General features: G+C 62.7%; 19 protein-coding genes. 8 read left to right on the forward strand and 11 right to left on the reverse strand.

Going from position 1 to position 26,118, the window contains the following annotated elements:
- Positions 1-15: 15 nt before the first annotated feature.
- Positions 16-492 carry a TetR/AcrR family transcriptional regulator gene (locus ABD050_RS06425; RefSeq protein WP_343888492.1) on the reverse strand — a complete coding sequence of 159 codons (477 nt, stop codon included), beginning with the start codon at positions 490-492 and terminating at the stop codon, positions 16-18.
- Between the two features lie 179 nt (positions 493-671).
- Positions 672-1,145, reverse strand: a complete 474-nt coding sequence (locus ABD050_RS06430; RefSeq protein ID WP_343888422.1) for an Lrp/AsnC family transcriptional regulator — start codon at positions 1,143-1,145, stop codon at positions 672-674.
- 121 nt (positions 1,146-1,266) lie between these two features.
- On the opposite strand from ABD050_RS06430, the gene ABD050_RS06435 reads away from it, so the two are divergent.
- From ABD050_RS06435 to ABD050_RS06455, 5 genes are read left to right on the forward strand one after another with little or no spacing between them, the layout of a single operon-like run.
- Complete coding sequence (locus ABD050_RS06435; protein ID WP_343888423.1) at positions 1,267-2,319, forward strand: Glu/Leu/Phe/Val family dehydrogenase; 1,053 nt, start codon at positions 1,267-1,269, stop codon at positions 2,317-2,319.
- Positions 2,316-2,588, forward strand: coding sequence for a hypothetical protein (locus ABD050_RS06440; protein ID WP_343888424.1), 273 nt, complete (start codon positions 2,316-2,318; stop codon positions 2,586-2,588). Before ABD050_RS06435 ends, ABD050_RS06440 begins: the two co-directional genes overlap by 4 nt.
- Entirely contained in the window at positions 2,585-3,817 is a 1,233-nt protein-coding gene (locus ABD050_RS06445) for a thiamine pyrophosphate-dependent enzyme (RefSeq protein ID WP_343888425.1), read from the forward strand. The genes ABD050_RS06440 and ABD050_RS06445 overlap by 4 nt, the downstream gene beginning before the upstream one ends.
- A gap of 11 nt (positions 3,818-3,828) precedes the next feature.
- Positions 3,829-4,833, forward strand: coding sequence for an alpha-ketoacid dehydrogenase subunit beta (locus tag ABD050_RS06450; RefSeq protein ID WP_343888493.1), 1,005 nt, complete (start codon positions 3,829-3,831; stop codon positions 4,831-4,833).
- Positions 4,834-4,836: 3 nt separating this feature from the next.
- The gene (locus ABD050_RS06455) at positions 4,837-6,072 is read left to right on the forward strand and encodes a dihydrolipoamide acetyltransferase family protein (protein WP_343888427.1); all 1,236 of its coding nucleotides are present in this window, start codon (positions 4,837-4,839) and stop codon (positions 6,070-6,072) included.
- Positions 6,073-6,298: 226 nt separating this feature from the next.
- Here ABD050_RS06455 and ABD050_RS06460 read toward each other — a convergent pair whose 3' ends face one another.
- Positions 6,299-8,542, reverse strand: a complete 2,244-nt coding sequence (locus ABD050_RS06460) for a TonB-dependent receptor (RefSeq protein ID WP_343888428.1) — start codon at positions 8,540-8,542, stop codon at positions 6,299-6,301.
- A gap of 328 nt (positions 8,543-8,870) precedes the next feature.
- On the opposite strand from ABD050_RS06460, the gene ABD050_RS06465 reads away from it, so the two are divergent.
- Positions 8,871-9,593: a GntR family transcriptional regulator gene (locus ABD050_RS06465; RefSeq protein ID WP_343888429.1), complete on the forward strand. Its 723-nt coding sequence runs from the start codon at positions 8,871-8,873 to the stop codon at positions 9,591-9,593.
- Positions 9,594-9,596: 3 nt separating this feature from the next.
- Here ABD050_RS06465 and ABD050_RS06470 read toward each other — a convergent pair whose 3' ends face one another.
- Genes ABD050_RS06470 through ABD050_RS06485 form a run of 4 tightly spaced genes read right to left on the reverse strand, consistent with a single transcriptional unit; the run spans position 9,597 to position 14,059 of the window.
- Positions 9,597-11,120: an MmgE/PrpD family protein gene (locus ABD050_RS06470; protein WP_343888430.1), complete on the reverse strand. Its 1,524-nt coding sequence runs from the start codon at positions 11,118-11,120 to the stop codon at positions 9,597-9,599.
- 41 nt (positions 11,121-11,161) lie between these two features.
- Entirely contained in the window at positions 11,162-11,794 is a 633-nt protein-coding gene (gene leuD, locus ABD050_RS06475; protein ID WP_343888431.1) for a 3-isopropylmalate dehydratase small subunit, read from the reverse strand.
- A gap of 2 nt (positions 11,795-11,796) precedes the next feature.
- Positions 11,797-13,194, reverse strand: coding sequence for a 3-isopropylmalate dehydratase large subunit (gene leuC, locus ABD050_RS06480; protein ID WP_343888432.1), 1,398 nt, complete (start codon positions 13,192-13,194; stop codon positions 11,797-11,799).
- 1 nt (position 13,195) lies between these two features.
- A complete protein-coding gene (locus tag ABD050_RS06485) occupies positions 13,196-14,059 on the reverse strand; it encodes an isocitrate lyase/PEP mutase family protein (protein ID WP_343888433.1) in 864 nt (287 codons plus the stop codon).
- 195 nt (positions 14,060-14,254) lie between these two features.
- Between ABD050_RS06485 and ABD050_RS06490 the strand changes: the two genes are divergently transcribed.
- Positions 14,255-15,451 (forward strand): MFS transporter, encoded by a 1,197-nt coding sequence (locus tag ABD050_RS06490; protein ID WP_343888434.1) that lies wholly within the window; start codon positions 14,255-14,257, stop codon positions 15,449-15,451.
- A gap of 22 nt (positions 15,452-15,473) precedes the next feature.
- Positions 15,474-17,093, forward strand: coding sequence for a long-chain-fatty-acid--CoA ligase (locus ABD050_RS06495; protein ID WP_343888435.1), 1,620 nt, complete (start codon positions 15,474-15,476; stop codon positions 17,091-17,093).
- Between the two features lie 664 nt (positions 17,094-17,757).
- Here the strand turns inward: ABD050_RS06495 and ABD050_RS06500 are convergent.
- The 4 genes from ABD050_RS06500 to ABD050_RS06515 all read right to left on the reverse strand — a co-directional run bounded on the left by ABD050_RS06500 (position 17,758) and on the right by ABD050_RS06515 (position 26,072).
- On the reverse strand, positions 17,758-18,996 hold the full coding sequence (locus ABD050_RS06500) for an MFS transporter (RefSeq protein ID WP_343888436.1): 1,239 nt from the start codon (positions 18,994-18,996) through the stop codon (positions 17,758-17,760).
- An 81-nt stretch (positions 18,997-19,077) separates the two neighbouring features.
- The gene (locus tag ABD050_RS06505; RefSeq protein WP_343888437.1) at positions 19,078-20,502 is read right to left on the reverse strand and encodes an aldehyde dehydrogenase family protein; all 1,425 of its coding nucleotides are present in this window, start codon (positions 20,500-20,502) and stop codon (positions 19,078-19,080) included.
- A 116-nt stretch (positions 20,503-20,618) separates the two neighbouring features.
- Entirely contained in the window at positions 20,619-23,639 is a 3,021-nt protein-coding gene (locus tag ABD050_RS06510) for a TonB-dependent receptor (RefSeq protein ID WP_343888438.1), read from the reverse strand.
- A gap of 210 nt (positions 23,640-23,849) precedes the next feature.
- Entirely contained in the window at positions 23,850-26,072 is a 2,223-nt protein-coding gene (locus ABD050_RS06515) for a N,N-dimethylformamidase beta subunit family domain-containing protein (RefSeq protein WP_343888439.1), read from the reverse strand.
- Between the last annotated feature and the right edge of the window lie 46 nt (positions 26,073-26,118).

The raw sequence follows: 26,118 nt of genomic DNA on the forward strand, positions 1-26,118 counted from the left end.
CCCTTGATCCCTCGCTCACGGAACCAACGCAAAGAGTCTCTGGCAATGACCTTCCTCTCTTCCCGCCGCGACAGCATCGGCAGCGCGGCATGACCCGGGCATGTCGCCCGTCGCGCACGACCTCGTGTCCCTGATGCGCGATCGACGGCCCCCGCAGACCGACGAGGCACTGCAGCGCGAATTCGGCATCAGCGGGAAGGTCAGTGAATCGGCATCTGCCTGGATTTCGAGAAGGGCGATGCAAGCCGCCTCCAAGCGAGACCAGGGCGTGCTTTCCTTAGCCACTGCTGTGTCGATTCTTTCAGCTGCCATGTCGAGAGCGGCGTTGTGTAATTCGATGAACAGCGCGTCCTTGGACTTGATGTGATGATAGAGGGAACCGCCGAGGACGCCGGAGTGGTCGCCAATGTCCCGGATTGACGTGCCTCGATAGCCCTTCCGCGCGAAAAGCCTTGCCGCGATTTCTAAGATTTCGCGCTTGCGCGGACTCATATCGTCGTCGAAACGGACTTTCGTCTCGGCCGATGGCGGCGTGGAAGTTGCTTTCGGTACGTCGTTCATCGTGCTGCGAATAGCATTTTTCCGACGCTAATATGCTTACATATTGCGGCCTTTGGCCTGATGCGGTCAGGCCGACACGATCGACGTTCGGCCATGCGTTGCTTGTTCGCCTAGAGTGCAAGATCCATCGGCAGCTCAGTGGTCGATTTTATCTCCGATAGGGCCACCATCGAATTGATTTCCTGGACACCGGGTACACGAGACAGCTTTTCGAAGAAAAACCGCTCATAAGCCTCGATATCGCGCGTGATGATCCTGAGCAGGAAGTCGACCGTACCCATCAACACAAAGCATTCGAGCACCTCGGGAAATTCGCGGATCGCCTCGGCAAATTCGCTGACGTTGGTGCGTCCGGTGGCGGTCAGTTTGACCTGAGCAAATATCTGGGCGTTGAGACCCAGCTTACGGCGATCCAGCAGATCGACCTGGGCGCGAATATATCCGGCTTCCTTCAACCGGTTGATGCGTCGCCAACACGGCGCCTGCGACAAGCCAACGGCTTCGGCGATTTCGGTCGTGGCGCGAGATGCATCCTTTTGGAGCAGCGACAGAATTTTGCGGTCGAACACATCCAGTTCCGGCATATCCCATTCTCCACATCTAGATCTCCTGAAAACCCTATTCGCAAATTGCGCGAAAATCTCGCGTCAAAGCAATTTTTTTCAGCCAGTTCAGCCATAATATATGCGGGAAGGAGAATTCAACGTGGCGCAGTTTGCCGTAGAGGGCGATTTCCAGGAATATCTTCACGTCATCGATGACGCTGAAGCAGGCCTCACGGGGGTCATCGCCATCCATTCGACCGCTATCGGTCCCGCAGCGGGCGGATGTCGGTTGTGGCACTATTCCAGCAAGTCGGAACTGACCGCAGATGCTATCCGGCTGGCCCGCGGGATGAGCTACAAGAACGCGGTCGCCGGTCTGCCATTCGGCGGCGGCAAGGCGGTGCTGCAACGCCCGGAAGGCAGCTTCGACCGCGAAGCGTTCTTCCGAGCCTATGGCGATGCGGTGGCATCGCTTGGCGGCACGTACGTAACGGCCGAGGATGTCGGGACGACGGTGGCCGACATGCGCGCCGTGCGTGAGCGAACCGCCTATGTGGCGGGTCTTGATGCCGCCGCGGGCGCGGCCGGCGGCGATCCCTCGCCATGGACCGCGTTGGGGGTGTTCGAAGCGATGAAAGTGGCGGCGCGCGAAACACTCTCGCTCGATCTCAAGAACGCGACGGTGGCCATACAGGGGACAGGCAATGTCGGCGCTGGCCTGGCGCGTCTGCTCAAGCAAGAAGGCGCGCAGCTGATCCTTGCCGATATCGACGCAGCGAGAGTCGGCGCGCTCGCTGCCGAGCTGAGTGCCAGAGTTGTCGGTATCGACGAGATTCTGGCGGTCGACTCAGATGTCGTGGCGCCGTGCGCGCTTGGCGGTGTCCTGGATGCCGACGCGATTGATAAGCTCAAAGCCCAGCTCGTGTGTGGCGGCGCCAACAACCAGTTGGCCACGGAGGCCGACGGGGTACGCCTGCTTGGCCGCGGGATCGTTTACGCGCCCGATTATGTCGTCAACGCAGGCGGCATCATTAACGTCTCGGCCGAATATCTTGGCGAGACGACCCAGCAGGTCAGCGAGCGCGTTCACCAAATCGCCGGACGTCTCTCGATGGTCCTCCGGGAGGCGCGCAGTTCGGGTCGGCCGTCCAATGTGGTCGCGGATGAGCTGGCGCAACAGATCATTGCGGAACGCCGGCTACAGGCGGCATGACGCCCCCCGCCCGCTTCAGTGTGCGCGCGCGCGCCGATGCCCAGACGCTGTCGCGCCTCGTCAATTATTTCGCGCAGATGGACCTCACGCCCTCGCGTGTCAGAGCCGAGGAGGCGCACGGCATGCTTCGGGTATCGATCGAACAGGGCGACATCCCCGACGATCGGGCGGAGCTCATCGCGGAAAAGATGCGCAGCTCGGTGCTGGTCGAATCCGTCGAACTGCGCCGCGGTCGTCGACTTCTCTCACTCCCTGGAAAAAGCGCATGACCTATCCGCAAAATGTCGGGTTCCATGTCCCGGAGCCCTTGGCACGCCCTGGTGAGGCCAGTGATTTTTCGCACGTGTCGGTACCCGCAGCGGGGATCGTCGCGAGACCGGAAATCGATGCGGATCCAGCCGAGATGCGCGATCTTGCCCATGCGTTGATCCGGGTCCTCGACGATGACGGCGCGGCCATCGGCTCCTGGCAGCCTTTCCTGCAACCGGCGCTCCTGCGCAAGGGATTGCGGGCGATGATGCTGACCCGCGCTTACGACACACGCATGCTGCGCGTGCAACGGCAGGGAAAAACAAGCTTTTACATGAAGTCCACCGGCGAGGAGGCGGTCGCCGTGGCTGCCGCGTTCGCGCTCGAACGCGAGGACATGTGCTTCCCGACCTATCGTCAACAGGGGCTGCTCGTCGCCCGTGAGTGGCCGCTCGTCGACATGATGAACCAGGTATATTCAAACACCGGTGACCGGCTGAAAGGCCGGCAGATGCCGGTTTTCTATTCAAGCCGTGAGGCGGGCTTCTTCTCGATATCGGGTAATCTGGGCACGCAATACAGCCAGGCGGTCGGCTGGGCCATGGCGTCAGCCTCCGAGGGAGATCGTCGGATCGCCGCCGCCTGGATCGGAGAGGGCGCTACAGCGGAGGCAGACTTTCACTATGCCCTGACCTTCGCCAGCGTCTATCAGGCACCGGTCATCCTGAATATCGTCAACAATCAATGGGCGATCTCATCCTTTTCGGGGATCGCCGGTGCCGAAAGGACCACGTTCGCCGCACGGGGTCTAGGCTTCGGCATGCCAGCGCTACGCGTCGATGGGAATGACTTCCTGGCGATCTATGCGGTGACACGTTGGGCGGCGGAAAGAGCGCGAGCCGGATTTGGCCCGACCGTCATAGAACTCTTCACCTACCGGGCCGAGGGGCATTCGACATCGGACGACCCTGCCAAATACCGGCCCAGCGCGGAGGCTCAGGCCTGGCCGCTCGGTGATCCGATCGCGCGACTAAGGACCCACCTCATCAATGCCGGGGAATGGTCCCAGGAGCAACATGACGCACTTGACCAGGAACTCGCCGGCGTGGTGCGCGACGCCGGAAAGGAGGCTGAACGCCACGGCACGCTGAAAGATGGCGTGCGACTGTCCGCCGCGACGATGTTCGACGATGTCTACAAGGATGTGCCGCAGCACCTCATCGACCAGCGCGCACAGGCGGGCTTCTGATCATGTCCGCGATGACGATGATCGAAGCGATCAACAATGCGATCGACGTGGCGCTGGCGCGCGATCCAGCCGTGACGGTTTTTGGCCAGGATGTCGGTTATTTCGGCGGGGTGTTCCGCGCGACGGACGGGCTGCAGCGCAAGCACGGGATACGCCGCGTGTTCGATGCGCCCATCGCCGAAGGCGGAATCGTCGCTGTGGCGGTGGGCATGGGCGCATATGGCAAGCGTCCCGTCGTCGAGATCCAGTTCGCCGATTATATCTATCCCGCCGCGGATCAGCTGATCTCGGAGGCCGCGCGGATGCGGTATCGGACCGGCGGGGATTGGTGGTCTCCCATCACGGTACGCGCGCCTTATGGCGGCGGAATTTACGGGGGACAGACCCACAGCCAGTCGCCAGAGGGAATTTTTACCCATGTCGCCGGTCTGAAGACCGTCATCCCCTCCAATCCCTATGACGCAAAGGGGTTGTTGCTTGCCGCGATCGAGGATGACGATCCTGTGCTCTTCTTCGAGCCAAAGCGCCTTTATAATGGCCCGTTCGATGGCCATCACGACCGACCGATACGATCCTGGTCGGGTCATGCCGATAGCGAAGTTCCCGAAGAATATTACGCAATACCACTCGGCAAGGCCAAGGTGACGCGCGCCGGAGAAGCGGTAACGGTCCTCGCTTATGGAACGATGGTCCATGTCGCGCTCGCCGCGGCGAGCGAGACCGGCATCGACGCCGAGGTCATCGATCTGCGCACACTGATCCCGCTCGATCTGGAGGCGATAAAAGCGTCAGTTGCCAAGACCGGCCGGTGCGTCGTGGTTCATGAAGCGACGCGCACGTGCGGGTTCGGCGCTGAATTGGCCGCGCTTGTGCAGGAACATTGCTTCTTTGAACTCGAAGCACCGGTCGAACGCGTGACCGGCTGGGACACGCCCTACCCGCATATCTTCGAATGGGAATATTTTCCCGGGCCCGCACGCGTGGGCGCCGCCCTTCGCCGAACTTTAGAGATTTGACCAATGACCAGCTATTCCTTCAAGCTTCCCGACATCGGCGAGGGAATCGCTGAAGCTGAGGTCGTCCGGTGGTACGCTCAAGTTGGCGACATCGTGGAGGAGGACGCCCTGCTCGCGGACCTGATGACCGACAAGGCGACGGTGGAAATGACCTCACCGGTAAGCGGCCGGATCACCCGGCTTGCCTGCGAGGTCGGCAAGATGGTCGCCATCGGATCGATACTCGCGGTGCTTGAAACAGACAGCGAGCCCCCTGCCCTCCCGTCGGAGGGCGGCACCATCGCGGCAACGCTGGACGATCGCGGCCCATCTCCTGAGCTTTCGCTGACAGCGAGAGACGAACCTGAGATGCATTTGGCGCTTCCTCCCGCATCAGTCGAGCAAAGGCGCATCCTCGCGTCCCCCGCAGTGCGCGAACGCGCGCGCAACCTCGGGGTCGATCTCGCCGAAGTTGCAACTGGGGAGCCCGGCAGAATACGTCATGCCGATCTCGACGCCTTTCTCTCCTATAATGCGCGCAGCGGCTATCGTGCCGTCGGGGCACGGCGCCCCGATGAACAGGTCAAGGTGATCGGTTTACGTCGTCGTATCGCGGAGAATATGGCGGCATCGAAGCGCGCCATTCCTCACTTCACTTATGTCGATGAAATCGACGTGACGAAGTTGGAAGCGCTTCGCGCCGACCTCAACGAGACGCGCGGCGCAAGACCGAAGCTGACGACGCTTCCTCTGATCATTTCAGCTCTTTGCCGCGCAGTTCCGGATTTCCCGATGATGAATGCGCGTTACGATGACGAATCCGGTGTCGTCACCCGGCATGGCGCGGTGCATCTGGGCATGGCGACGCAAACCGCGGCGGGACTGACGGTGCCGGTCATCCGCGATGCCCAAGATCGAAACATCTGGCAGCTGGCAAGGGAGATCGGCCGGCTTGCGACGGCCGCGCGCGACGGAACAGCGACGAGCGCGGAGCTGTCAGGATCGACGCTTACCATCACGTCGCTCGGTCCGCTGGGGGGCATTGTCACAACGCCAGTCATCAACCGGCCAGAGGTTGCGATCCTTGGCCCCAACAAGATCGTCGAGCGACCAGTCGTCCGGGGAGGCTCGCTCGAGGTGGCCAAGATGATGAATCTATCGGTCAGCTGCGATCACCGTGTCGTCGATGGCTGGGACGCGGCGAGCTTCGTTCAGGCCCTCAAAGCCTTGCTGGAAACGCCGGCCGCCTTGTTCTCCTGAGCGCCGTCGCCAAAAATCGCGAAGCCTCGCCGGCACAGCGCGCGTCGGCGTCCTCGACCTGGCGAGAGTTCGCGCCCGCCGTGGGTTTAGTGTATCGCCGTCATCGCCGCCACCGGCTCGACCGCAACCTGATTTTCGGCCGCCCGGGCTCTGCTTCAGCCCGAGCCTTTCACGCGACATACACCATCCGACAACCACCGGCAGCGCGCGATGGCCCGTCTCCCTATCAGTAGCGCACGCTGAACTGGACACCGTAGGTCGCTGGCATGCCGGCATAGCGGCGCACATTATCGAGCGAGCGGGACACGTTGTTCCAATAATATTGGTTGGTGATATTCCGCCCGAATATCTGGACGCGATATTTTCCCTGATCAAAGTCGATACCTGCGCGCGCGTCGACCAACCAATACGCGTCGATATCGAGCAGATTGCTGCCACCGAAGCCGGCGGTGGTCTTGGTCCGGTAATTGGCGTTCGCGCCGAGAACCGCCTGCATCGTGCTCGTCAGCGGGAAGCGATATTCGCCGTCCAGCACGACCTGCCATTTCGGCGTATAGGGAAACGGGTCTCCGGCAAAGTTCGCCGAATTGCCGAGGATGTCCACATTGATGAAATCCCCGACGACCCGCGTATCGAGATAGGTCGCGGCCGCGGTCAGCGTGAGACCCTTCAGCGGGAACACCGTCAGCTGCGCCTCGCCACCCTTGATTTCGGATTTCGGAACATTGGTGAGGACGTTGATCGCGCCGAACACGTTGGGCGTGAAAACCTGTCGACCGAGAAGCTGCTTGTTGCGATAATCATAATAGAAGGCAGCGGCAGTGAACTCGACCTTGTGGTTCAGCAAGGCGGTCTTGAGACCCACTTCATAGGCCAGCACCGATTCCTGCTTTGCGGGCGTGAATTGGAGATCATTCGTCGCCGCAGGCGTCGAGGCGCTCCCCGCCTTGTAGCCCTTGCTGACCGATACATAGAGCAATGTGTTTGGCGTCGGCTTGAAGTCGATGCCTCCGCGCCACGACAGATTCTGCTGGTTGAGTTTGTCGAAATAGAGATCGGGGCCGAGCGTCAGCGGGTTGACCGAGCCGCATCGAAAGGGCGCCAAGGGGCCGATCGGCGCGAGCCCCTGCGCTGCGCGCGACTTGTTGATCACCCGCGTGAACGCGTCGGCGGCATTAGCCGACTGCGGCACGGAACAGCCGGTATAATGCAGGTCAGCCGCCGTGTAGCGAACTCCCCCGCGGATAGTCAGGCGATCGGTAACCTTGTAGTCCAGATTGGCGAACATCGCCTGCGTATCGAAACGCTGCGTGACATCGGCCTCGGTCTTGTCGAGCGGCAGAGCTGGCGGAGCACCGAGCGACACCGCGCTCGTCGAATAGGAAATATCGATATAGGCCGCAGCGGCTGCATAATCATGTGCGTAGTTGAGCCCTGCGATATAGGAGAGCCGGCCGACATCGCCCGACGCGCGCAGCTCCTCCGAGATCGATTGCAGCTTGCCGCGCATGTTGGAATCGATGTTGGTCAGCGCCGTGCCATCGGCGTCGGCCAGCTGGTCGACCTTCATATCGGAAAAGGACGTCAGCGATGTGAGCGTCATCTCCGGCAGCGCCTTGAAGTCGATGCGCAGATTGCTCTGCACGAAGCGATTATGGTTGCGATAATCCTTGCCCTGATCCCAGTCCGCCGCCCGGTCGTCGGCGGGCGCCAGCGGATAGGTGGCGAGCAGCGGGATGAACTTGGCCTGGGCGGGCGTGCCGGGTGCGAAGGCGGTAAATTGCGGCGCCTGCGTGTCTGAACGGTCGTAGAAGCCGTTGACGTCGAAGCGCACGCTCAGCCGGTCGTTCGGCTTCCAGGCAAGGATGAACCGCCCTTGCGTGAAGTCCTGCGCGCCGAGCGTGTCGTCACGCGTATAACTGCGTTGCCAATCGCCCCCCTGCACCGTGCGAAGGGCGAGACGCGCGTCCAGCGTCGAGCTGATCGGGCCACTGACATAGCCCTGCACATCGACGACCCCGAACCGAGCATAGCTTGCCGTCGCGCCAGCGTGGAAGGTGTCGGTCGGCTTGGCAGCGATATAGTTGATCGCGCCGCCGGTCGCGTTCTGCCCGAACAATGTGCCCTGCGGCCCCTTCAGGACTTCGACGCGCTGCAGGTCGAAGGCCGCGCCCTTGGACTCGATCGAGAAGGGGATCGGCGCCTCGTCGACATAGACGCTGACCGTCGGGCGGGATGCCAATGACTGATCGAAGAAGCCGACACCACGCAGCGAGAAGACCGGGACCGAGCGGCCGCTCTCGACATAGCTAAGGCCCGGCGTCACCTTGACCAGATCCTGCACCGAATAGATGCCCTTGTCGGCCAGCGCCGCACCGCTGATCGCGGTGACGGATGCTGGCACGCTCATCGCGGTCTCCGACCGCTTGTTGGCGGTGACGACGATGTCCGTCGTCTGCGGCGCGTCCATGGCTTCCGGTGCGGGCGCAACTGGCGCCGTCTGGGCAATTGCGGGCGTCGCCAGAGCAATGGCGAGCGAGGCCGCCGACACGCAACAAGCCAACCGAACGTACCTCATTCTCAACTCTCCCCGATCAGCCTGACCAGTGTGCCTGGCTCTCCACATGGCGATAGCCACATTGCATGTTCCATGCAATATGGAATTATTAGCGACAGAAACTGCTCAATAAAGCCAATCTTGCATGGAACATGGCAGATTGGGCACCCTAAGTCCCCAACGCCGCAACCGGCGAGAGCACGGGCTTTGCGGGACAGGCGCGACATCGTAGAAGGCCGACATGACAGCGAAAACCGCGTTGAAGGCATCGACCCCCACCCGCTCGCAGGCAACCGCGGAAGCGATCCGGGCGATGATCCTGAGCGGCGAGATCGAGCGTGGCGAATGGCTGCGGGCCCAAGTGCTGGCCGATCGCCTCGGCGTGTCGCGCACCCCTGTCAGCGAGGCGCTCGGCTTCCTGTATAAAGAAGGGCTGCTCGAATATCGTGTCCACCGAGGGTACCGCGTCAAGACCTTCGACGCCGACCTGTTGCTCGGCGCCTTCGACGTGCGGCTCACGCTCGAGGGACTGGCGTGCCGGCTGATCGCGGAGCGCGGCATGAGCCATGCGACGGCGATCCTGGTGCGCGACAATCTTGCGCGCACCGAGGACATTCTCTTCAATCATGAATGGACGCCCGAGACGCGGGAACGCTGGCGCCTCGCTAATCTCGAATTTCACGATGCCCTGCTCACGGAAGCAGCCAATCCGTATCTGACCGAGGGCGTGCTGCGCACCCGGCAATTGCCCCCGATCCTCAACAGCGCGAAAGAGCCGATTGATACGAACGAACTGTTCCCACGGCTCGATCGGACGTTCAGCCAGCAGGCGTTCCGCGACCATGCCCGCGTCGCCGAGGCGATCGAAGCGGGCCAGGGCGCACGGGCCGAGGCGATGATGAAGGAGCATATCTTCACGACCCGCGAGGCGGCGCGCCGAATTCTCACGCTGATGGTGAGCTGAGGCTCAATTCCCGAACGTACTGCCGGCCGGCGCGGCGAGCGCCTCGATGAGCGGCCGGACGTCGGTCAGCTCGTCCAGCCCCATGACCATCCGCTCGATCCGGTCGCGGCGCTCGGCGGTGATGATCCCCTTGGTCAGCAGGTGATATTTGGCGGATATCTCGACGCGTGACATGCCCGTGGCGAAGGTCTTTGACTGCAGGAGATGCTCTTCCTCCTTGCTGCCATCGGTGAAGGTGATCGTCACTGTCGATTCGAGGATCGACTTGTCGAACGCTGGTTCGTGCCGGGCGTGTATCTTGCCGATCATTGCCCATATATCGTCGGCGTCAAGCCTGGCCGGCGCGAACTGGGCGGGAAGCACGGCACCATCGACGATCGCTGCCGCCATCGCATAGCCGATGAACATCTGCGCGCCGGTTGGCTCCATCGGGCGCTTGGCTTCCCACCATCCATGATTGAACGCCGCCGCCGACATGGCGATGTCGACGCGTGCCACATCCTTCGGCGCGAAAGGGCGCCGCGCGCGGATCGCGAACATCGCGTCGAGGGGGCCGTGCGACGCGCCCATCGCGGCATAAGGCTTGATCGAGATCGCCGGCGTTTCCCACTTCGTGCCCAGGCCATTCGCGATGGCGGCGATGACCGGGGCGTACCCTTCCCCGAATACCGACAGGTAACCGCCATAGGGGGCTTCGAAGACCTGCTTGATGCCGGTGTATCCGCCTTGGGCCAGCATCGCGCCGGTATAGCCGGCACGGGACGCGAAGCCGTGATGCATCCGCTTGACCATCGAGCCGAACTGCGCCGCCATCAGCCCGCCAGACTGGGTGCCGGCGATACCCAGAGCATCCTCCATCTGGGCCGCCGACAGGCCGATCGCGACGCCCGCGGCCGCCGCCGCAGCATGCGTGCCGAACACCGATCCCGAATGCCAGCCCCGGGTGAGCATATCACCACCGTGCAGTGCCAGACCGGCGCGTGGTCCGGTCTCGAAGCCGGCGATCGTCGCGGCAAGAAACGCCTTGCCCGACATCTTCTTCCCGATCGCGGTCGCGAACAGCGCCGGCAGCACGACCGAGCAGAGATGCACCGGCGCGGCGGGATAGACATCGTCGAGCTCGAACGCCTGAATGAAGGTGCCGTTGAGCAGCACCGACGCCGGACGCGCGATCGTCCGTCCCCAGCCGATCAGGAAAGCGTCGCCGGCGCCTTCGAACGTCATCATCGCGTTGACCGCGGTGCGCGACCAGGGAAGCTGGGCGCCGACAAGCGCGCAGCCAAGGCCGTCGAGGATGATGTCCTTTCCGCGCTCCACCACCGCCTTGGGGATGGCGTCATATTTCAGTCCGGCTAGCCAGGTGGCGAGCTGACCCGTAACTCCTGCGGGTGCCGTCGGGTCCTTGCGCTCGCCGTCAGGCGAAGGAAGGGGTGTGGTGCCGGTTGCGGCGGCGGGTGCGGCGACCGCGGTGACCGCTCCCGCGATCGCGGCCTCGCGCGCCAAGCTCATGAAACCCCGGCGATCCATTTTGCTCTCCAATTCCAAGACCTCAGTTTGCGCAATGCTCGTCAGCCGGCGAGCACAGGATCGGGTATATCCCATATCCACGGCCGTTCAGCGCGGTCCCGCGCCTGCCAGTCGAGGATTCTTTCGCGTACCAGGGCGGTCTGCCCGATATCGTCCAACCCCTCGAGCAGCGCCTGGCGCCGCAGCGGATCGATCTCGAAGGCGATCGTCCGGCCGCCCGGCGCCACGATCAGACACCGTTCGAGATCGACCGTGACCGGCGCGTCGCTCGCCCGCACATCGGCGGCTATCGCCTCGACCTGTGCTTCAGGCAGGCGGATCGCCAGCAGACCGTTCTGGAAACAATTGCCGTAAAAGATGTCACCGAAGCTCGGCGCGATGATCGCGCGGATGCCGCGCGCCGCGAGCGCCACGACCGCGCCCTCGCGCGACGAACCGCACCCGAAATTTGGCCCGCACAGCAGGATCGGGGCATCACGGAACCGCGGCTGATTGAGCACGAAGGACGGATCCTCGCTTCCGTCGGCGCGGAAGCGCAGTGCTTCCAGCGCATAATCGCCAAGCCGGCTCTGGTCGTTCTGGGTCAGCCGCTCGATCCGGATGATCACGTCGGTATCGATATTGGCGTGCGGCAGCTGCGCCGCCTGGCCGGTCACTGCGGTAAAGGGCTGCACGCTCAAATCTTCCTCACATCGGTGATGATGCCGGTGATCGCGGCGGCCGCCGCCATTGCCGGACTGGCGAGGTGGGTTCGCGCGCGCGGGCCCTGCCGCCCGACGAAATTGCGGTTCGACGTCGAGACCGCTCGCTTGCCCGGCGGTATGATCTCACCATTGGCAGCGACGCACATGCTGCACCCGGGCTCGCGCCAGGCAAAGCCCGCGTCGCGGAATATTCTGTCCAGGCCTTCCGCCTCCGCCGCACGCTTCACGGCGACCGAGCCCGGCACGACCCAGGCGGTGACGCCCGTGGCGACGTGGCGGCCGCGCGCGATCTCGGCCGCCGCCCGCAGATCCGGGAGCCGGGAATTGGCGCAGGAGCCGATGAACACATAGTCGACCTGCGTCCCTGCGATCGGCCGACCGCCTTCGATCCCCATATAGCCCAGCGCTTCTACGATCTGCTCGCGCCTGATCGGGTCGGGTTCGAAGGCAGGATCGGGAACGATGCCGTCCACATCGATCGATTGACCCGGGCTGGTGCCCCAGGTGACCGTCGGCGCGACCTGCGACACGTCGATCGCGACGTCGCGGTCGAACACCGCATCGTGGTCGCTCGCCAGCAGACGCCAGGCGGAGGCGGCGAGCTCGAACCCTTCGCCCTGCGGCGCGAAGGGCTTGTCGCGCAGAAAGTCGATCGTCTTCTCGTCCGGCGCGACAAGGCCTGAGCGAGCGCCCATCTCGACCGTCAGGTTGCAGATCGTCAGCCGCCCCTCGATAGTCATCGCCTCGATCGCACCGCCGGCGAATTCGATCGCATGCTCCACCCCGCCGTCGGTGCCGAGCAGACGGATGACATGAAGGATGATGTCCTTGGGTGACACTCCCTTGCCAGACTCTCCGTCCAGCCGGACGCGCATGGTCCGCGGCCGGCGCAGGCGCAGCGTCTGGGTGGCAAGCGCGTGGATGCATTCGCTCGTCCCGACACCGAAGGCAAGTGCTCCCAGGCCGCCATTGGTGCAGGTATGACTGTCAGCACAGACGACCGTCGCGCCCGGCAGCACGAGGCCGAGCTCCGGTCCGGTGACGTGAACGATCCCCTGCCCGCGCTCGCCGAGATCGAACAGGCGGATGCCCCTGGCGCGCGTCTGTTCCACCATGGCGTCGTAGAAGCGCTGGCCGGTCGGAAAGGTCGCCGCGGTACGGCCCGGCGCGCTCGAGACAGCATGATCGGGGGTTGCGAAAGCCAGCTCCGGATTGGGCACGTCCAGGCCGCGCTCGACGATCGCCTTGAACGCCATCGGCCCCGAGAGATCGTGCAAGAGATGGCGATCGACATGGAGCAGCGCCCAGCCGTCCCCCAGATCCTGAACGATATGCTGGTCCCAGATCTTCTCGAAGAGCGTCCTGCCCATCTCAGGCCCCGACTGCCGGCGAACCGTTGCGGATCGCATCCCATTCGCGCGACCCGAGTCTCTCATAGAAAGCCGCCAGCGTGTCGCTGCCCAACTTCTGCGGTTTACCGGCGCCCTTCAGCGTGGCGAGGGCAGCATCGACGCCGGCCACCACGGCAAGCAACGCTATGCCGGGATGAATGACCAGCCGGAAGCCCATCTTTGCGGCCTCCTCATGAGAGACCAACGGGGTGCGGCCTCCCGGGACCATGTTCAGCAGGCAAGGCCCGCCAACTTTGGAGGGGATCGCCGCCATTTCTTCCAGCGTCTCCGGCGCCTCGACAAACGCCATGTCGGCTCCGGCTTCGAGCGCGCCGCGCGCACGTGCTATCGCCTCGTCCAGGCCCATGACGCTCCGCGCGTCGGTGCGTGCGATCAACACGAAATCGGGGTCGCGCCGCGCCGCCACGGCGGCCCGGATCTTGGAAAGATATTCGTCGTGCGGGATAACTTCCTTGCCCACAAGATGCCCGCATCTTTTGGGAGACACCTGATCCTCGATATGGATCGCGGCAACGCGGCGCGCTTCGAACTCGCGCACCGTCCGGGTCACGTTCACTTCATTGCCATATCCCGTGTCGGCGTCGGCGATCAGGGGGATGTCCACCGAACGGCTCATCCGCGCAGCATTCTCGACCATCTCGCTCATCGTCAGCAGCCCGTAATCGGGATAGCCGTGAGCGGCCGAGGTTCCCGCCCCGGTCATATAGACGGCATCGAATCCGGCGGCCTGCACAAGCCGCGCCGTCAGTCCGTCATAAGCACCGGGTGCGGTGATCAAGCCGCCACGGGCCAGCATCGTACGCAAAACGGCAGATGGCGTCATTTTATCCCCTTACGATGGACCAAGCTTGCAGGAGGCGGAGCAATCGCCGAGCCAGAGAGCAACGCCATCCATGCAATATGACCTGATTTGGCCCCATCTTGCTATGAAAATGGGTCATGTCAATTAATATTGCATGTAATGGAGCGATTTCGCTATGAGATGAAATGCAGACACGCACCTGGCGAAGGAGAGGCTATGAACGGCCGGTTGAGGATTATCGGGGCGCTGTGGTTCTTCCAGATCGCCAACTATCTAGACCGGACGGTCATCGGTTTTGCCGGGCCGACTTTGATGAAGGCGCTTTCCATGCCGCCCGAGACGTTCGGCGTGCTGCTGTCTTCGTTCGCGATCGGCTATGGTCTGGCGCAAATCCCCGGTGGCATTCTCGCCGATCGCTGGAGTGCACGCGCGCTGTTGATCGTGTCGCCTCTCCTATGGGCGCTGTTCACAGGCCTCACCGGCCTGCTCACCACCGTCACGGCGCTGGTCGTGGTGCGCCTGCTGCTCGGCCTGTCCGAGGCGTTGAGCAACAGCGCGATGGTAAAATTGCTCGGCGATCATTTCGAGCCACATGACCGTGCCGTTGCGTCGGGGCTTCTGTCGACATCGTTCGCGATCGCGCCGGCCATCGCCGGGCCGCTTGTCGGCAGCCTGATCGGCGCGTTCGGCTGGCGAAGCATCTTCTTCCTCATGGCACTTCCCGCGCTCGTTGCGGCGGTCATCAATTACATCTGCGTGCCAAGGGATGGCGCTGAGGTGTCGGCGGCGGGCCTTGTGGCGCATGACGCGATACCGATCGGGCAATTGCTGCGGCTTCCCGTTTTATGGCTGGCGGCCGCCATCTGGTTCCTGTTCTTCATCGCCTTTTCGGGTTTCATCGGCTGGATGCCGAGCTATCTCTCGATCGCGCGCGGCGTCGATGTGAAGGCGAGCGGCGTTCTCGGCGGCATTCCCTATTTCGCCGGCGTCATCGGTCTGCTCGCGCTTGGCTGGGCCGGTCGCGGCGGGCGCATGACGCTGTTGCCGCGCGTGCTGGCAGCCAGTTTCGCTGGAGGTGCGATCGGCATGTGGATTGCGTTTGCGGCGCCTTCGCTGGTCGGCTGTGTATTTGGTCTTTCGGTCGCCGCTTTTTTCCTCTTCGGCATCATCGGCACCTTCGCCGCGATCGCAGTAGGGCTGGCACCGCCCGGCAGCCGCGGCGCCTTCTGGGGCGTGACGTCCACGGTCGGGCAGATCGGTGCGGTCCTGGCGCCCTATGCGATCGGTCGATCGGTCGGCCTTACCGGGAGCTTTGCAGGCAGTTTCGGTCTGATGACCCTCGCGTTGCTCATGGCGGCGGCGATGACCCTGCTGATCCCGTCCAGGCCGCTCGCACCAGCGGCTCGCGCGTAACGTTGCTGCGGAAGGAAGCCTGATGTCATTGAAGTTCGTCGAAGCCGCTGCCGGGCACGTCCCGACAGGGCTGCTGATCCGTCACATCCTGGAGGGCGCCGTCGCGACCGCGGCCGAACAGGAGATCGTCTACCGCGACAGGTTTCGCTACACCTATGCGGCCATGGCCGAACGGGTTCACCGCCTGGCGTCGGCGTTGTCGGCGCTTGGTGTCGGCGAAGGAACAACGGTGGCGGTGATGGACTGGGACAGCCACCGCTATCTCGAGGCCTATTTCGCGGTTCCAATGATGGGCGCGGTGCTTCAGACCGTGAATGTCCGACTTTCGCGGGCGCAGCTCGTCCACTGCCTCGCTAGTACGGGCGCAACCCATCTTATTTTCCACGCTGACTTCGCGACACTGGTTGCGGACATTCTTCCCGATCTGCCGGAGCTCACTTGCCACGTGCTGATCGACGAGAATGGTGCCGTCGGCATGGACGGCGTGGCGGGCGAATATGAAGTGCTTCTCGCGGCCGCGTCGCCCCCGTTCGCCTTTGTCGATTTCGACGAGAACGCCGTAGCGACCACCTTCCACACGACCGGCACCACCGGTCTCCCCAAGGCAGTCGCGTTCAGTCACCGCCAGATCGTGCTCCACGCACTTGCGCTGGCGACGACGATGGGCTGGCAACCCGTCGGGCAGGGATTGCGCCGGGACGATGTCTACATGCCGCTGACGCCGATGTTCCACGTCCACGCCTGGGGTTTGCCTCTCGTCGCGACGATGGCCTGCATCAAGCAGGTCTATCCCGGACGCTACGAGCCGGCGCTAATCATCGATCTGAAAGTGCGCGAAGGGGTCAGCTTTTCACATTGCGTGCCGACGGTGCTGCGCATGATCCTCGACGCAGCGGACACCGTCGGCATGGCGACGCTGGCACCCTGGGCGATGCTGGTCGGCGGCTCGGCTTTGCCGGAGGCTCTCCAAAATGCGGCCACCCGATCGGGGATCACCACATTTGCCGGTTATGGCATGTCGGAGACGGGACCTGTCGTCGCGATCGCACGCAGTGCCGGTGAAAACAGTGCCGAGTTGCGCCGGGCCGGACGGTTGGTGCCACTTGTCGCTGCAACGACTGTCGATGCGGAAATGATGCCCCAACCACGCGATGGCATATCAGTCGGCGAACTCGTCCTCCGCGCGCCTTGGCTGACGGCCTGCTACCCCGGAGACAGCTCGTCGAGCGACGATCTATGGCGGGGTGGTTGGCTGCATACCCAGGACATAGCAACGATCACGTCGAATGGGACGGTCGAGATCAGGGACCGCCTGAAAGACGTCATCAAGAGTGGCGGCGAATGGATTTCCTCCGTGCAACTCGAAGATCTCATGTTGCGTCATCCGCTCGTGAAAGAGGCGGCGGTTATTGGCGTGCCCGATCCGCATTGGGGCGAACGCCCCATCGCGTTCATCGTCATCGACGAACTCGCCCAGGCTGCCGAGGCGATCGATTCTTTGGGATCCCTGCTGGCTGAACATGCCGCGACGGGCCAAATGCCTCGTTTCGCGGTTCCCGCACGGTTCGAGTGCATCGACTGCCTTCCCAAGACCAGCGTCGGCAAAATCGACAAGCGCGAACTTCGCAATCGGACAAGTTGAGAATTGGCTGTCGTTGAGCGCGCCGCCAGCCCAAGAATGGCTTGCGGCTGCTTCGACGTGCAAATATCTCTGGTTCCACAGAGCTGCTGTCAGAGCGGAAAGGGCTACCGAGACCTTCGCGACGACCGCGCCGCAAGGCATCGGCTCTTTGGATCGCGCGCCAGAAGCACAGAAGGAACTCATCGCCTTGCACCGCGCTGGCACCATTGTGCCTCAAGGCCCGACGGCGGCGTCGGTGGCCTATGCGTGATCGAGCCATGTTACAGCGATGGCCGGCCCGGGCGGGCGCCGAAGAGCGCGCAGACATGCCGCAGAGAGCGTGAGCGCCGCCCAGCCCGAGGATCGGCGGCGCAAGGTGTGTCGGCTGCTGATTGCCGACCGCAAGCTCATCGGCCAAGGCCGCCGAGATCAAGATGAATAGATGTTGCGCCCGTCGTGCGCACCATCGACAAGGATTCTGGAAATGGACGCACGGTTGGCGAGCTGATCAATCGGCGGTGACGAGGACTGACCGAGGAATGCAGCGGTGGCCGTCGCGCCGCTTGACATATCCTCTGACAGGCTAGAACGTAAAGGGAACTCGCACCTCGTGGCCTCCGCACGGCTTGATCGGCGGATGGATTCGCTTCGGCCAACGAAATCTCGCGGCAGCGGTCCAGCTCGATCACTGCGCCGGCTCCGCTGGCTTCGTCCTGAAATGCAGCCATGTCGAAATTGCGAATGCCCCGATCAGGCAGACCAACGCGGACGCGAACGCACCGCGCGCGTCACCTTGCGTAACGAATGCGGAACATAACAGCGGACCGCCTGCAGCTCCCAGCGCCTGGACACCGGGAATAACCAACGCCGTGCGCCGCGATCTGTCGTTCTCGATAACGAGGGCGACCTGCAGGGGCGTGAATATTCCCCAGAAGAAGCCGAACGCTGTCCCGGCAAGCAGCAACGACCTGTAGTCCGGGAGCGAGGTGATAAAGACGATCAGACCGACATTGACGCAAAGACAGATGGTAGCGATCGTATAATAGTGAACGCGCTGGGCAACCATCGCAAGGCCGGCAGATCCGAGGATCGAGGTGGCGACCGTCAGCGCGATGACATTGCCAACCTGTTCCAAACCAAGTCCGGCCTGCCTTGCCAACAGTCCGAAATAGGAAAATGCTCCGATGAAATAGGCGTAGGTCAGGAATACGGAGAAAAGACTGGAAACGCTCGCCAGCGTCCAGCTGTTCTGCGGGTGCTCCACGGCACTGACCCTGAGGCGCGCCATATGCCCGGGCAACAGAGGTACGACGAGCAGGGAGATGGCAACGGCCGCCGCGAGTACATAGAAGGCACCATCGGCGCCGCCGGCCTTCATGGCGGTGCCCGGGAGCACCGCCGCCAGCACGAATTGCGCCACGCCCTGAAGGACCAACAGGATGCCCGCCCATCGCGCCGGAGTGGGCGCGCGCGCGATGATGATCGCCGCCGGCGCAACCAGGACGCCTTCCGCCAGCCCCGCGACCGCGCGATCAGCCAGGATACCACCGCCGGTGAGGCGCGAGATCAGCAAGTCCACCACGATCAGGACGACCGCAGCGATGGCGACGCGACCTCGGATCTTTGCCGGGTCCCAGACACTGCTCGCGATGGCGACTCCGATCCCGATCGTGACGAACTCGATCGCCACCGTCCAACCGACCGCGGACGCGGACAACCGCGCCTCATCGACCAGCGCGCCAAGAACGACGGGTTGCACGCCGGCAATCAGAAGTGCCGTCGTTCCAAGCAACAGGAAGGCAAAGATTTGAGATGATGATGGAGCCTGGCCGATCCACGCCTTGGCATGGGTCGATCCCGACTTTTCATCCACGCCAGCGACAGCCATCTGTGTTGCTCCATTATTGTACGTGCGGCGCCGCATGGTGCTGGGCCGAAGGCTCACTGATATTTCCGCACCAACGCGCCCAGCGGACGGCGGGCTACTTCATCGTCAAGCTGCAAATCAGGCCGGCGCCCCGGCGATCGTCTTGACCTCCATGAAATCGGCGAGCCCGAACCTGCCGCCTTCCCGACCGTTGCCGGACTGCCCGTATCCGCCGAAAGGCAAGCCCATCGGCGTCGCCCAGCTGTTGATGGTCACAAGGCCGGCGCGCAGTCTGTGCGCAGTGGCCGCGGCGAGAACGGGGTCTCCCGAGACAACCGCGGAAAGCCCGAACATCGTGTCGTTCGCCAGCGTCACCGCTTCATCAAGGTCGTCGTACAGGGTAACGGTCGCCACCGGGCCGAAAATTTCCTCCTGCCATATGCGCATTGCAGGCGTGACCCCGGCCAGGACGGTTGGCCGAACGTAAAAACCCGATGTGAAACCTTCCGGCCGCCCGAGGCCGCCGCTTACGACCCTGGCGCCTTCGTCGATCGCCGCCTTTATGAGATCCTGGATTTTGTCGAACTGGGTGGCGTTGATCACCGGGCCGATATGCGGCCCCATCACCGCAGGGTCGCCAACCTGAACCTGCTCGGCGATCGCCTTTGTGACCGTGATCGCCACGTCCGCCTGCGCGCGATGGACGAGCAGACGTGTCGGCGCGATGCAGCTCTGGCCGCTGTTCGCGAAGATGCCAGGTACGGTCTGGGCCAGCGCCGTTGGCAGGTCGGCGCCCGGCAGCACCAGATTGGGCGCCTTTCCGCCCAGTTCCTGGTGAACGCGTTTGACCGTACGCGCGGCGGCCACGGCGACTGCGATTCCGGCGCGCGTGGAACCGGTGAAGCTCACCATGTCGACATCCGCGTGTTCCGCGAGCGCAGCGCCGACTTCGGTCCCGCGGCCATTCACGAGATTGAACACGCCCGGCGGGACGCCGGCATCGTGAAGAATCTCGGCAAGGATCATTGCGCACGATGGCGCCTCCTCGGAGGGCTTCAGCACGACCGTGTTGCCCGCGGCGAGGGCTGGCGCCAGCTTCGCGCAAATCTGATTGAGCGGCCAGTTCCACGGCGTGATCATCGCCACGACACCGATCGGCTCGTGAACCACGCGCCCGTTTCCGACGCTTTCCTCAAACGGAAAATCCCGCAGCGCGGCCAGTGTCGCCATGAACTGCCCCAGACCGGCCGGCACCTGGGCGACGCCGCAAAAGCCGATCGGTGCGCCGACCTCTTCGCTCACCGCCCTGACAAGATCGGGGATGCGCATCTGATACTGCTGGATCACGCTCTCAAGCAGTGCGATGCGCGCGCCGAGGCTGGTGCGGGAATAATCTCCAAAAGCGCGACGTGCCGCTGCGACAGCTACATCGACGTCGCGGGCGGTTCCGAGGACGATCTGCGTAACAGGCAGCTCGGTTGCCGGATTGAGTACCTGGTGGACCTCGCCACCAAGGCTATCGACCCAGGCCCCATCCATGTATTGCTTGAGCAGACTGGTCACTGTCTTCTCCCGTCGCGCACAAAATCATTCGCGCGGAGCGCCGTTGTTAATCCGCGGCCACTGGTTGATACGATGCCGCCGACCATATCCGCATGATCGACGGCGCCGTTTCATGTCTAGAATTTGACTCCGGCCGCGATGCCGTATCGGCGGGGGTCGAGCGTGAAGACATTTGTGTACAATCCGGAGGACTGATCGGTGAGATAGAGCCCCGTGATCGCATTATTGTCGAAAATGTTCTGGACGAATGCCCTCACGTACCAGGCGTCGTCGCGCCCGTTCAGCTGAATTTGCGCGTTGGCCTGCTCATACCCCGGAATCTTGTTGACGAACCCATTGAAGATGCTGCCATATTGCTCCCCTGTGTAGGTAAGGTCGAGGCGTGGAACGAGTGTCCAGCCGCGGTGCAGCGGAATCGTCTGATCGATGCCGATCGAGAATTTGACCGTAGGGGCCTGAGGAAGCTTATTGCCCCTGATGCTCACAGGAACCCCGGAATTGTAGACGCTGATCGCGCCCCCCGTCCCGGCCGCCGCGTCAGCAAGTGTCGAGCACAGGCTGAACGCACCATATTGCGTACCGAGATTGGCGTCGCTCGGGAAAGTCGTGGTGGGTCGCAGGCCGTTCGCTTCGGTCAGCCCCTGCGAGGCATTAATCGAATTATTGACCGCGTTCACGAAGCCCACCGCTGTCGCGGCGCCTCCCGCATTGGCCACCACAGCGCAGTTGTATGCTGCCGACAAGTCTTTCACGATGACGGAGTTTGGATTGCCACCGGACGGATCACGTTGATTGACGAACTTAGTGTCGTCCAAGACCTCGGTGTGAAGGTAGCTGGCGCCGATATTGATCCGCGTGTTCGGGCCCGGCCGAACGATCGCTTCGGCTTCCAGGCCGTAGATCTGGGCGTCGATATTGTCGTTGATCGCCGTCTGTGCGACGATGCGGGCGAGCTGAAGTCCCTTATATCGGTAGAAGAATCCCGTAAGATTGAGCGTCAGCGCGCCGTTGGCGAAGGTGTTTTTCGAGCCGATCTCGAACGCGTCGATATGCTCCGGGCCAAAGGCATCCGGTACGGTAATACCGGCGGACTGCACGGCCGGGTTGAAACCGCCCGATTTATAGCCGCGCGAGTATGACGCGTAGAGAAGATTATGGGGCGTAAATTGGTAATCGAGCACGGCCCGACCGGTAAAGGCGTCAAATTGACCATTGCGGACGACGAACGGCTGGTTGCCGGCCAAGACCGGATCGGCATCATAACTGCCGGCGAAGGGCGATGTGAACGAGCTGCCTTGCGTGGTGTACGGTGCCAGAAAATCGGCAAATGATGTGCGGTTGACGACGGACTTATTGTCGTTGTTGTAGCGGAGACCGACGGTCAGCTTGAGGCGGTCGGAAATGTCGAAATAGCCTTCGCTGAAAATCCCGTAAGAATTGAGGCGATATCGATCCGTGCTGCTGTAGAAAAACGGTGTGGCAAGGAAAGACGGCGCCACCCCAGCGCCAAGCGAGGTGAAACTGCCGTACAGCCCCGAGAGATACCCCGAGCCGAATGAGCTCACGTCATAATCGGAAACGTGGAAGATCTCGCGCGAGTAGATCCCGCCAAGCAGGAAATTGAACCGACCGTCGAACTTCGACGTGAAAATCGCTTCGGCCGACCAGGAGTCGGTTTTTCGATTTGAGCGATCCAGCGCGAGCGGCGTTTGTCCGCAAATGCTTTTGCCGGAGAAGATGCCCGAAGAGGCAGGATCTGGCAGCGAAGTGCAGATCTTGCCGTTCGGACCGTCCGGGATGATCGCATTGACAAAGGACGAAAAATACGACGCGGGCAGGCCAGGAATCGCACCGGCGCCCAGCGCGGCAAGCGCATTGAGCGCCGGCTGGATCTGACTCCGCGATGCGATGCCGGGGCTGTAATCCTGGGAAGCGTCGTAGTTGGTGCGCTGATACAGCCCGGTAAACTGCGCCTTGATTGGTCCGAAGTCGTGATCGATGCGGCCTTGGATTTGCAGCTCATCGGTGAAGTAGGTCGGGGTCACATAGGTGTTCACCACGCGCGGGTCGGCAGGCTCCGTGTAGCCTGCAAAGGAGTCGGGTCCGTAGACGCTGCCGAGACTGAGCGCCGCGCCGAGCTGTGGCCCAAGGGCCAACGAAACGAATTGCTGCGACAGCAGAGTACCGCTGCTGGTCGCATTGAAATTCGTCTTGGAATAGTCCAGCCGACCATTGAGGCAGCCTAGGACGCCGGTTGGATCGCGCTGGCACATCTGCTTCTGGATGCGAAGGCGGTCATCCTTTTCGCGGAAGTACGAACCCATGAGGTCGACCGTGGTAGACGAGGATGGCTCCCACCGCAGCGATCCGCGGATCGAATACTCATCGCGGCCATCGATCCGCGAATCCTGCACCGCGTTGTACGTGTAGCCGTCGCGGTTGAGATAATAGCCAGCAACGCGCACCCCAAGCGTCGGGCCGATAGGCAAGTTTATCATCGCACGCGAGCGAACCGAGTTGTAATTACCGTACTCGACGTCTGCGCTGACCCCAAAGGCGTGCAGATCTGGCTTCGCGGTGATCACATTAACGACGCCCGAGGTGGCGGAGCGCCCAAACAGAGTCCCCTGCGGACCACGAAGCACCTCGACCCTCTCGAGATCGAAATACTCGGTTTCGAAGATGCGCGTGGCGAACAAAGGCGAGCCGTTGACGTGGATGGCGGTTGCTGCTTCGCACGAATCGCCGACACAGAGATCGCCGATTCCTCGGATGGTAAAACTTGAGTCCGCGAAGTTGGTCTTCGTGAAAGAAACGTTGGGCAGCGTCAACTGCAGGTCGGAGGCGTTGCGAATCTGCTGCTTCTCCAGCGCTTCGGAGGAAAATGCCGTCACGGCGATCGGCACTTTCTGCAGCGACTGCGATCGTCGCTGCGCGGTCACGACGATGTCGGTGGAGCCGGCGGTTTGCGGTATCACAGGATCCGCCGCCAGGGGAGCAACGGTCTCTGCCGTCTGCGGCGCCAAAGTCTCTCGTGTCAGCTCATTTTGAGATTGCTGCGCAACTTGCGCATGTGCGGACGTAACGGCTGCCATCGCGAAGACGGAAGCGGTGAACAGAAGGCCGTGGCGCATCATTCTCCCCCTCAGGTTAGGTGCTGACGACTGTTCGATCAGCCGCGTAACGCATTTGTCACAGTAGTGAAAACTATATATAGGGCAAGGTCTAAATTCGTGACGGTTTCTGGGTTTTTCGTTCTCGGCATCGACGGGCGCTCAGGAGCGGCGAAAATAATGTAATACAAGCTATTGCTACGGAAAGAGAGCCGTCGGCGGCCGCTCAGGACCTCACGGCAGGATCGGATCGGCAGCCGCTTCGTATCCAGAGAATCGGCGCACTACATTTTCGAGTATCCGCGATACCGGACCATCAAAGCGCTTGCCGTCCCACAAGCTGCCGCAGAACGTGATCGAGCCGACCGAGAAGACACCGCCACCCGCCGGGGTTTCAACATAGACCATGTCCGCACGCACGAGATCTCCGGCCGGCTCACCTGAAAGAGTGAGGCTTTCGGTCAGCATCTCCTCATGCACCGCACTGAAACTTGCAGGCGGATTTTCGGAAGTGGCGAGAACATGCAGCTTGCCTGGCGACCCTAGCACCGCATCCGCGCGATCGAGTTCGAAACCCGCGGCACCGCCGGCCGAAAGTCCGTAGTCCCCGAAGCGGTCCTCCTCCACGCCCTCGAATATCCAGGCCGCGGGTCCGTCATAGGAGGCTGCGCGGCGGCGAAAATAGGTCGCCTCAAACGGCCCCTGGGCAGTGAAGCCGATGCCGACCAACGCCTGCGGATAGCGCCGGGCGCGGCGCCACATCCCGCCAAGGAAACCATCGAGCTGATGGTGATATTCGCCCGGCTGTGCCGCCCACAACCGTATCCCGCCCTCGGCGCGCCGCACCTCGATGACCTCGGGCGACGACGGATTGCGCGCGATGCGCCAGTAGAAGCCATTGCCGCCGAGATAGGCCAGGTTGCCGCCATCGGCGACATAACGGGCGATGGCATCAAGCGTCCCTGCAGTATGGTATTCCGGGTGCGAACCGGTGACCACTGCATCATATTCACGAATCAGCGCCACGCCCTCGTCATCGAGATCTTCATCGGTGATGACGTCGAAGGCGATGCCCTTGTCCTCGAACCAGGCGAGCAAATGGGTATCCGCGGGATAGTGCCGCACGCCCGACCCTTTCGAATCGTCTTCGAAGACGAAATTCGGCCGCATGGTCAGGATCGGACGATGGCGCGAACTCAACGCGACGCCCGACCCGTCCGCGTGCCAATTATAGGTCGAACGGCCATAGGAACCGAACGCGCCGCCAGTGTAGGGCGAGGCGCCCCAACTCGCGGATCGTGCCCGCGCTTCCGGCGCACGATTGGCGAAATAGCAGTTCGCATAGGCCATATAAGTATAGGTCGGTGCGAGAAATGCGACGCGTGCCTGCGTCGCGCCGCAGGGCGGCAGAACATAGAAAGGCAGCCAGTCCTCCCCGTCCTTCGTCGTTAAGTGAAACGCATACGCACCGCTGCGCTGGTCGCCTGGTACGTCGAACGCAAAGGATCGATCCCAATCACATGAGCCGAAGTCGTCCTCGTGGAAATGGATGGCACCATATTGATCCGGCGCGTGGCGCCATACATGCTCGTCGCCACTCCACCGCGACCCTGTCACAGCGCGGGTGGGCAGGTTGCGCAGCACGCCGTCGACTGCTGACCCGGCACTCGCGACAACATGCTGTGTGCCCATCGAAAGAGAGAAGTCCCACCGGGCGACGAGACGGTTGTGAGAGGCGCCACCGGACCAGGGGGGGCCCCATCCCCGATAAACGGCGGGGTCCTCAATCTTTCCGGTGAAATGGCTGGCCAACTCCTCCCCGCCCGCGGCCACGGTCAATCGCCCCCCGCTGACCAGTTCAAAGCCCTCCGGAAGCCCGGCGTCAGCCGATTGACCTCGACTATCAGCGTCGACACGACCTATCGTCAGGCGCCGAGACGACGGATCCACGCTGAGCCAAACCCGCACCCAAACGTCTGTAGGCAGCACGCCGAGCAAATCGAGGATCACCATATCCCCGCCGCTAGATACCTCAGCGCGTAGACCAAGGTCAGTCAGGCGCATTGTAACGGAGCGGTCCGCGGCGCGCTGCTCGAGGATGATACCCCTGCCCAGATTCATCGTCAGGCAGATCAATACACTCCATGTCGCACCCTCACTCGGGGCCAGATCCGGACCCGGCATCTCGGCGTGGGATCCCGGACAGATGGACTGGCGCACGCCGGGATGCGTTTCGTGGTATCGGTGTGACAGGTCTTCGAACCTCAGGCCCGGACCCGATGGGTTGGGGTCACCCGAGATGACGCGCTGCAGTCGAGCGGTGAAAGGCTCGCCCGCCAGGACGGAGACGTGCGCGGTCAGCCGCTCACCGGGGCGTGCGGATAGACGGTCAAGATAGCCAGTGATCGGCATCTCGCGGGTGTCGAGCAGGGGAATGCGCAATCGATGATCCGTCACGATATTCCTTGACTATTCCGATCGCCTTCGGCGGCGAAGTGAACAC

The sequence above is a fragment of the Sphingomonas oligophenolica genome, from assembly GCF_039522915.1.
In the GTDB taxonomy this organism is placed as follows: Bacteria; Pseudomonadota; Alphaproteobacteria; order Sphingomonadales; family Sphingomonadaceae; genus Sphingomonas; species Sphingomonas oligophenolica.

Coding starts and splice junctions, on each gene's coding strand:
- ABD050_RS06425 (WP_343888492.1), bottom strand. CDS start 492: ATGAGTCCGCGCAAGCGCGAAATCTTAGAAATCGCGGCAAGGCTTTTC.
- ABD050_RS06465 (WP_343888429.1), top strand. CDS start 8,871: ATGACAGCGAAAACCGCGTTGAAGGCATCGACCCCCACCCGCTCGCAG.
- ABD050_RS06450 (WP_343888493.1), top strand. CDS start 3,829: ATGACGATGATCGAAGCGATCAACAATGCGATCGACGTGGCGCTGGCG.
- ABD050_RS06495 (WP_343888435.1), top strand. CDS start 15,474: ATGTCATTGAAGTTCGTCGAAGCCGCTGCCGGGCACGTCCCGACAGGG.
- ABD050_RS06500 (WP_343888436.1), bottom strand. CDS start 18,996: ATGCGGCGCCGCACGTACAATAATGGAGCAACACAGATGGCTGTCGCT.
- ABD050_RS06485 (WP_343888433.1), bottom strand. CDS start 14,059: ATGACGCCATCTGCCGTTTTGCGTACGATGCTGGCCCGTGGCGGCTTG.
- ABD050_RS06440 (WP_343888424.1), top strand. CDS start 2,316: ATGACGCCCCCCGCCCGCTTCAGTGTGCGCGCGCGCGCCGATGCCCAG.
- ABD050_RS06470 (WP_343888430.1), bottom strand. CDS start 11,120: ATGGATCGCCGGGGTTTCATGAGCTTGGCGCGCGAGGCCGCGATCGCG.
- ABD050_RS06430 (WP_343888422.1), bottom strand. CDS start 1,145: ATGCCGGAACTGGATGTGTTCGACCGCAAAATTCTGTCGCTGCTCCAA.
- ABD050_RS06490 (WP_343888434.1), top strand. CDS start 14,255: ATGAACGGCCGGTTGAGGATTATCGGGGCGCTGTGGTTCTTCCAGATC.
- ABD050_RS06455 (WP_343888427.1), top strand. CDS start 4,837: ATGACCAGCTATTCCTTCAAGCTTCCCGACATCGGCGAGGGAATCGCT.
- ABD050_RS06510 (WP_343888438.1), bottom strand. CDS start 23,639: ATGATGCGCCACGGCCTTCTGTTCACCGCTTCCGTCTTCGCGATGGCA.
- ABD050_RS06460 (WP_343888428.1), bottom strand. CDS start 8,542: ATGGACGCGCCGCAGACGACGGACATCGTCGTCACCGCCAACAAGCGG.
- leuC (WP_343888432.1), bottom strand. CDS start 13,194: ATGGGCAGGACGCTCTTCGAGAAGATCTGGGACCAGCATATCGTTCAG.
- ABD050_RS06445 (WP_343888425.1), top strand. CDS start 2,585: ATGACCTATCCGCAAAATGTCGGGTTCCATGTCCCGGAGCCCTTGGCA.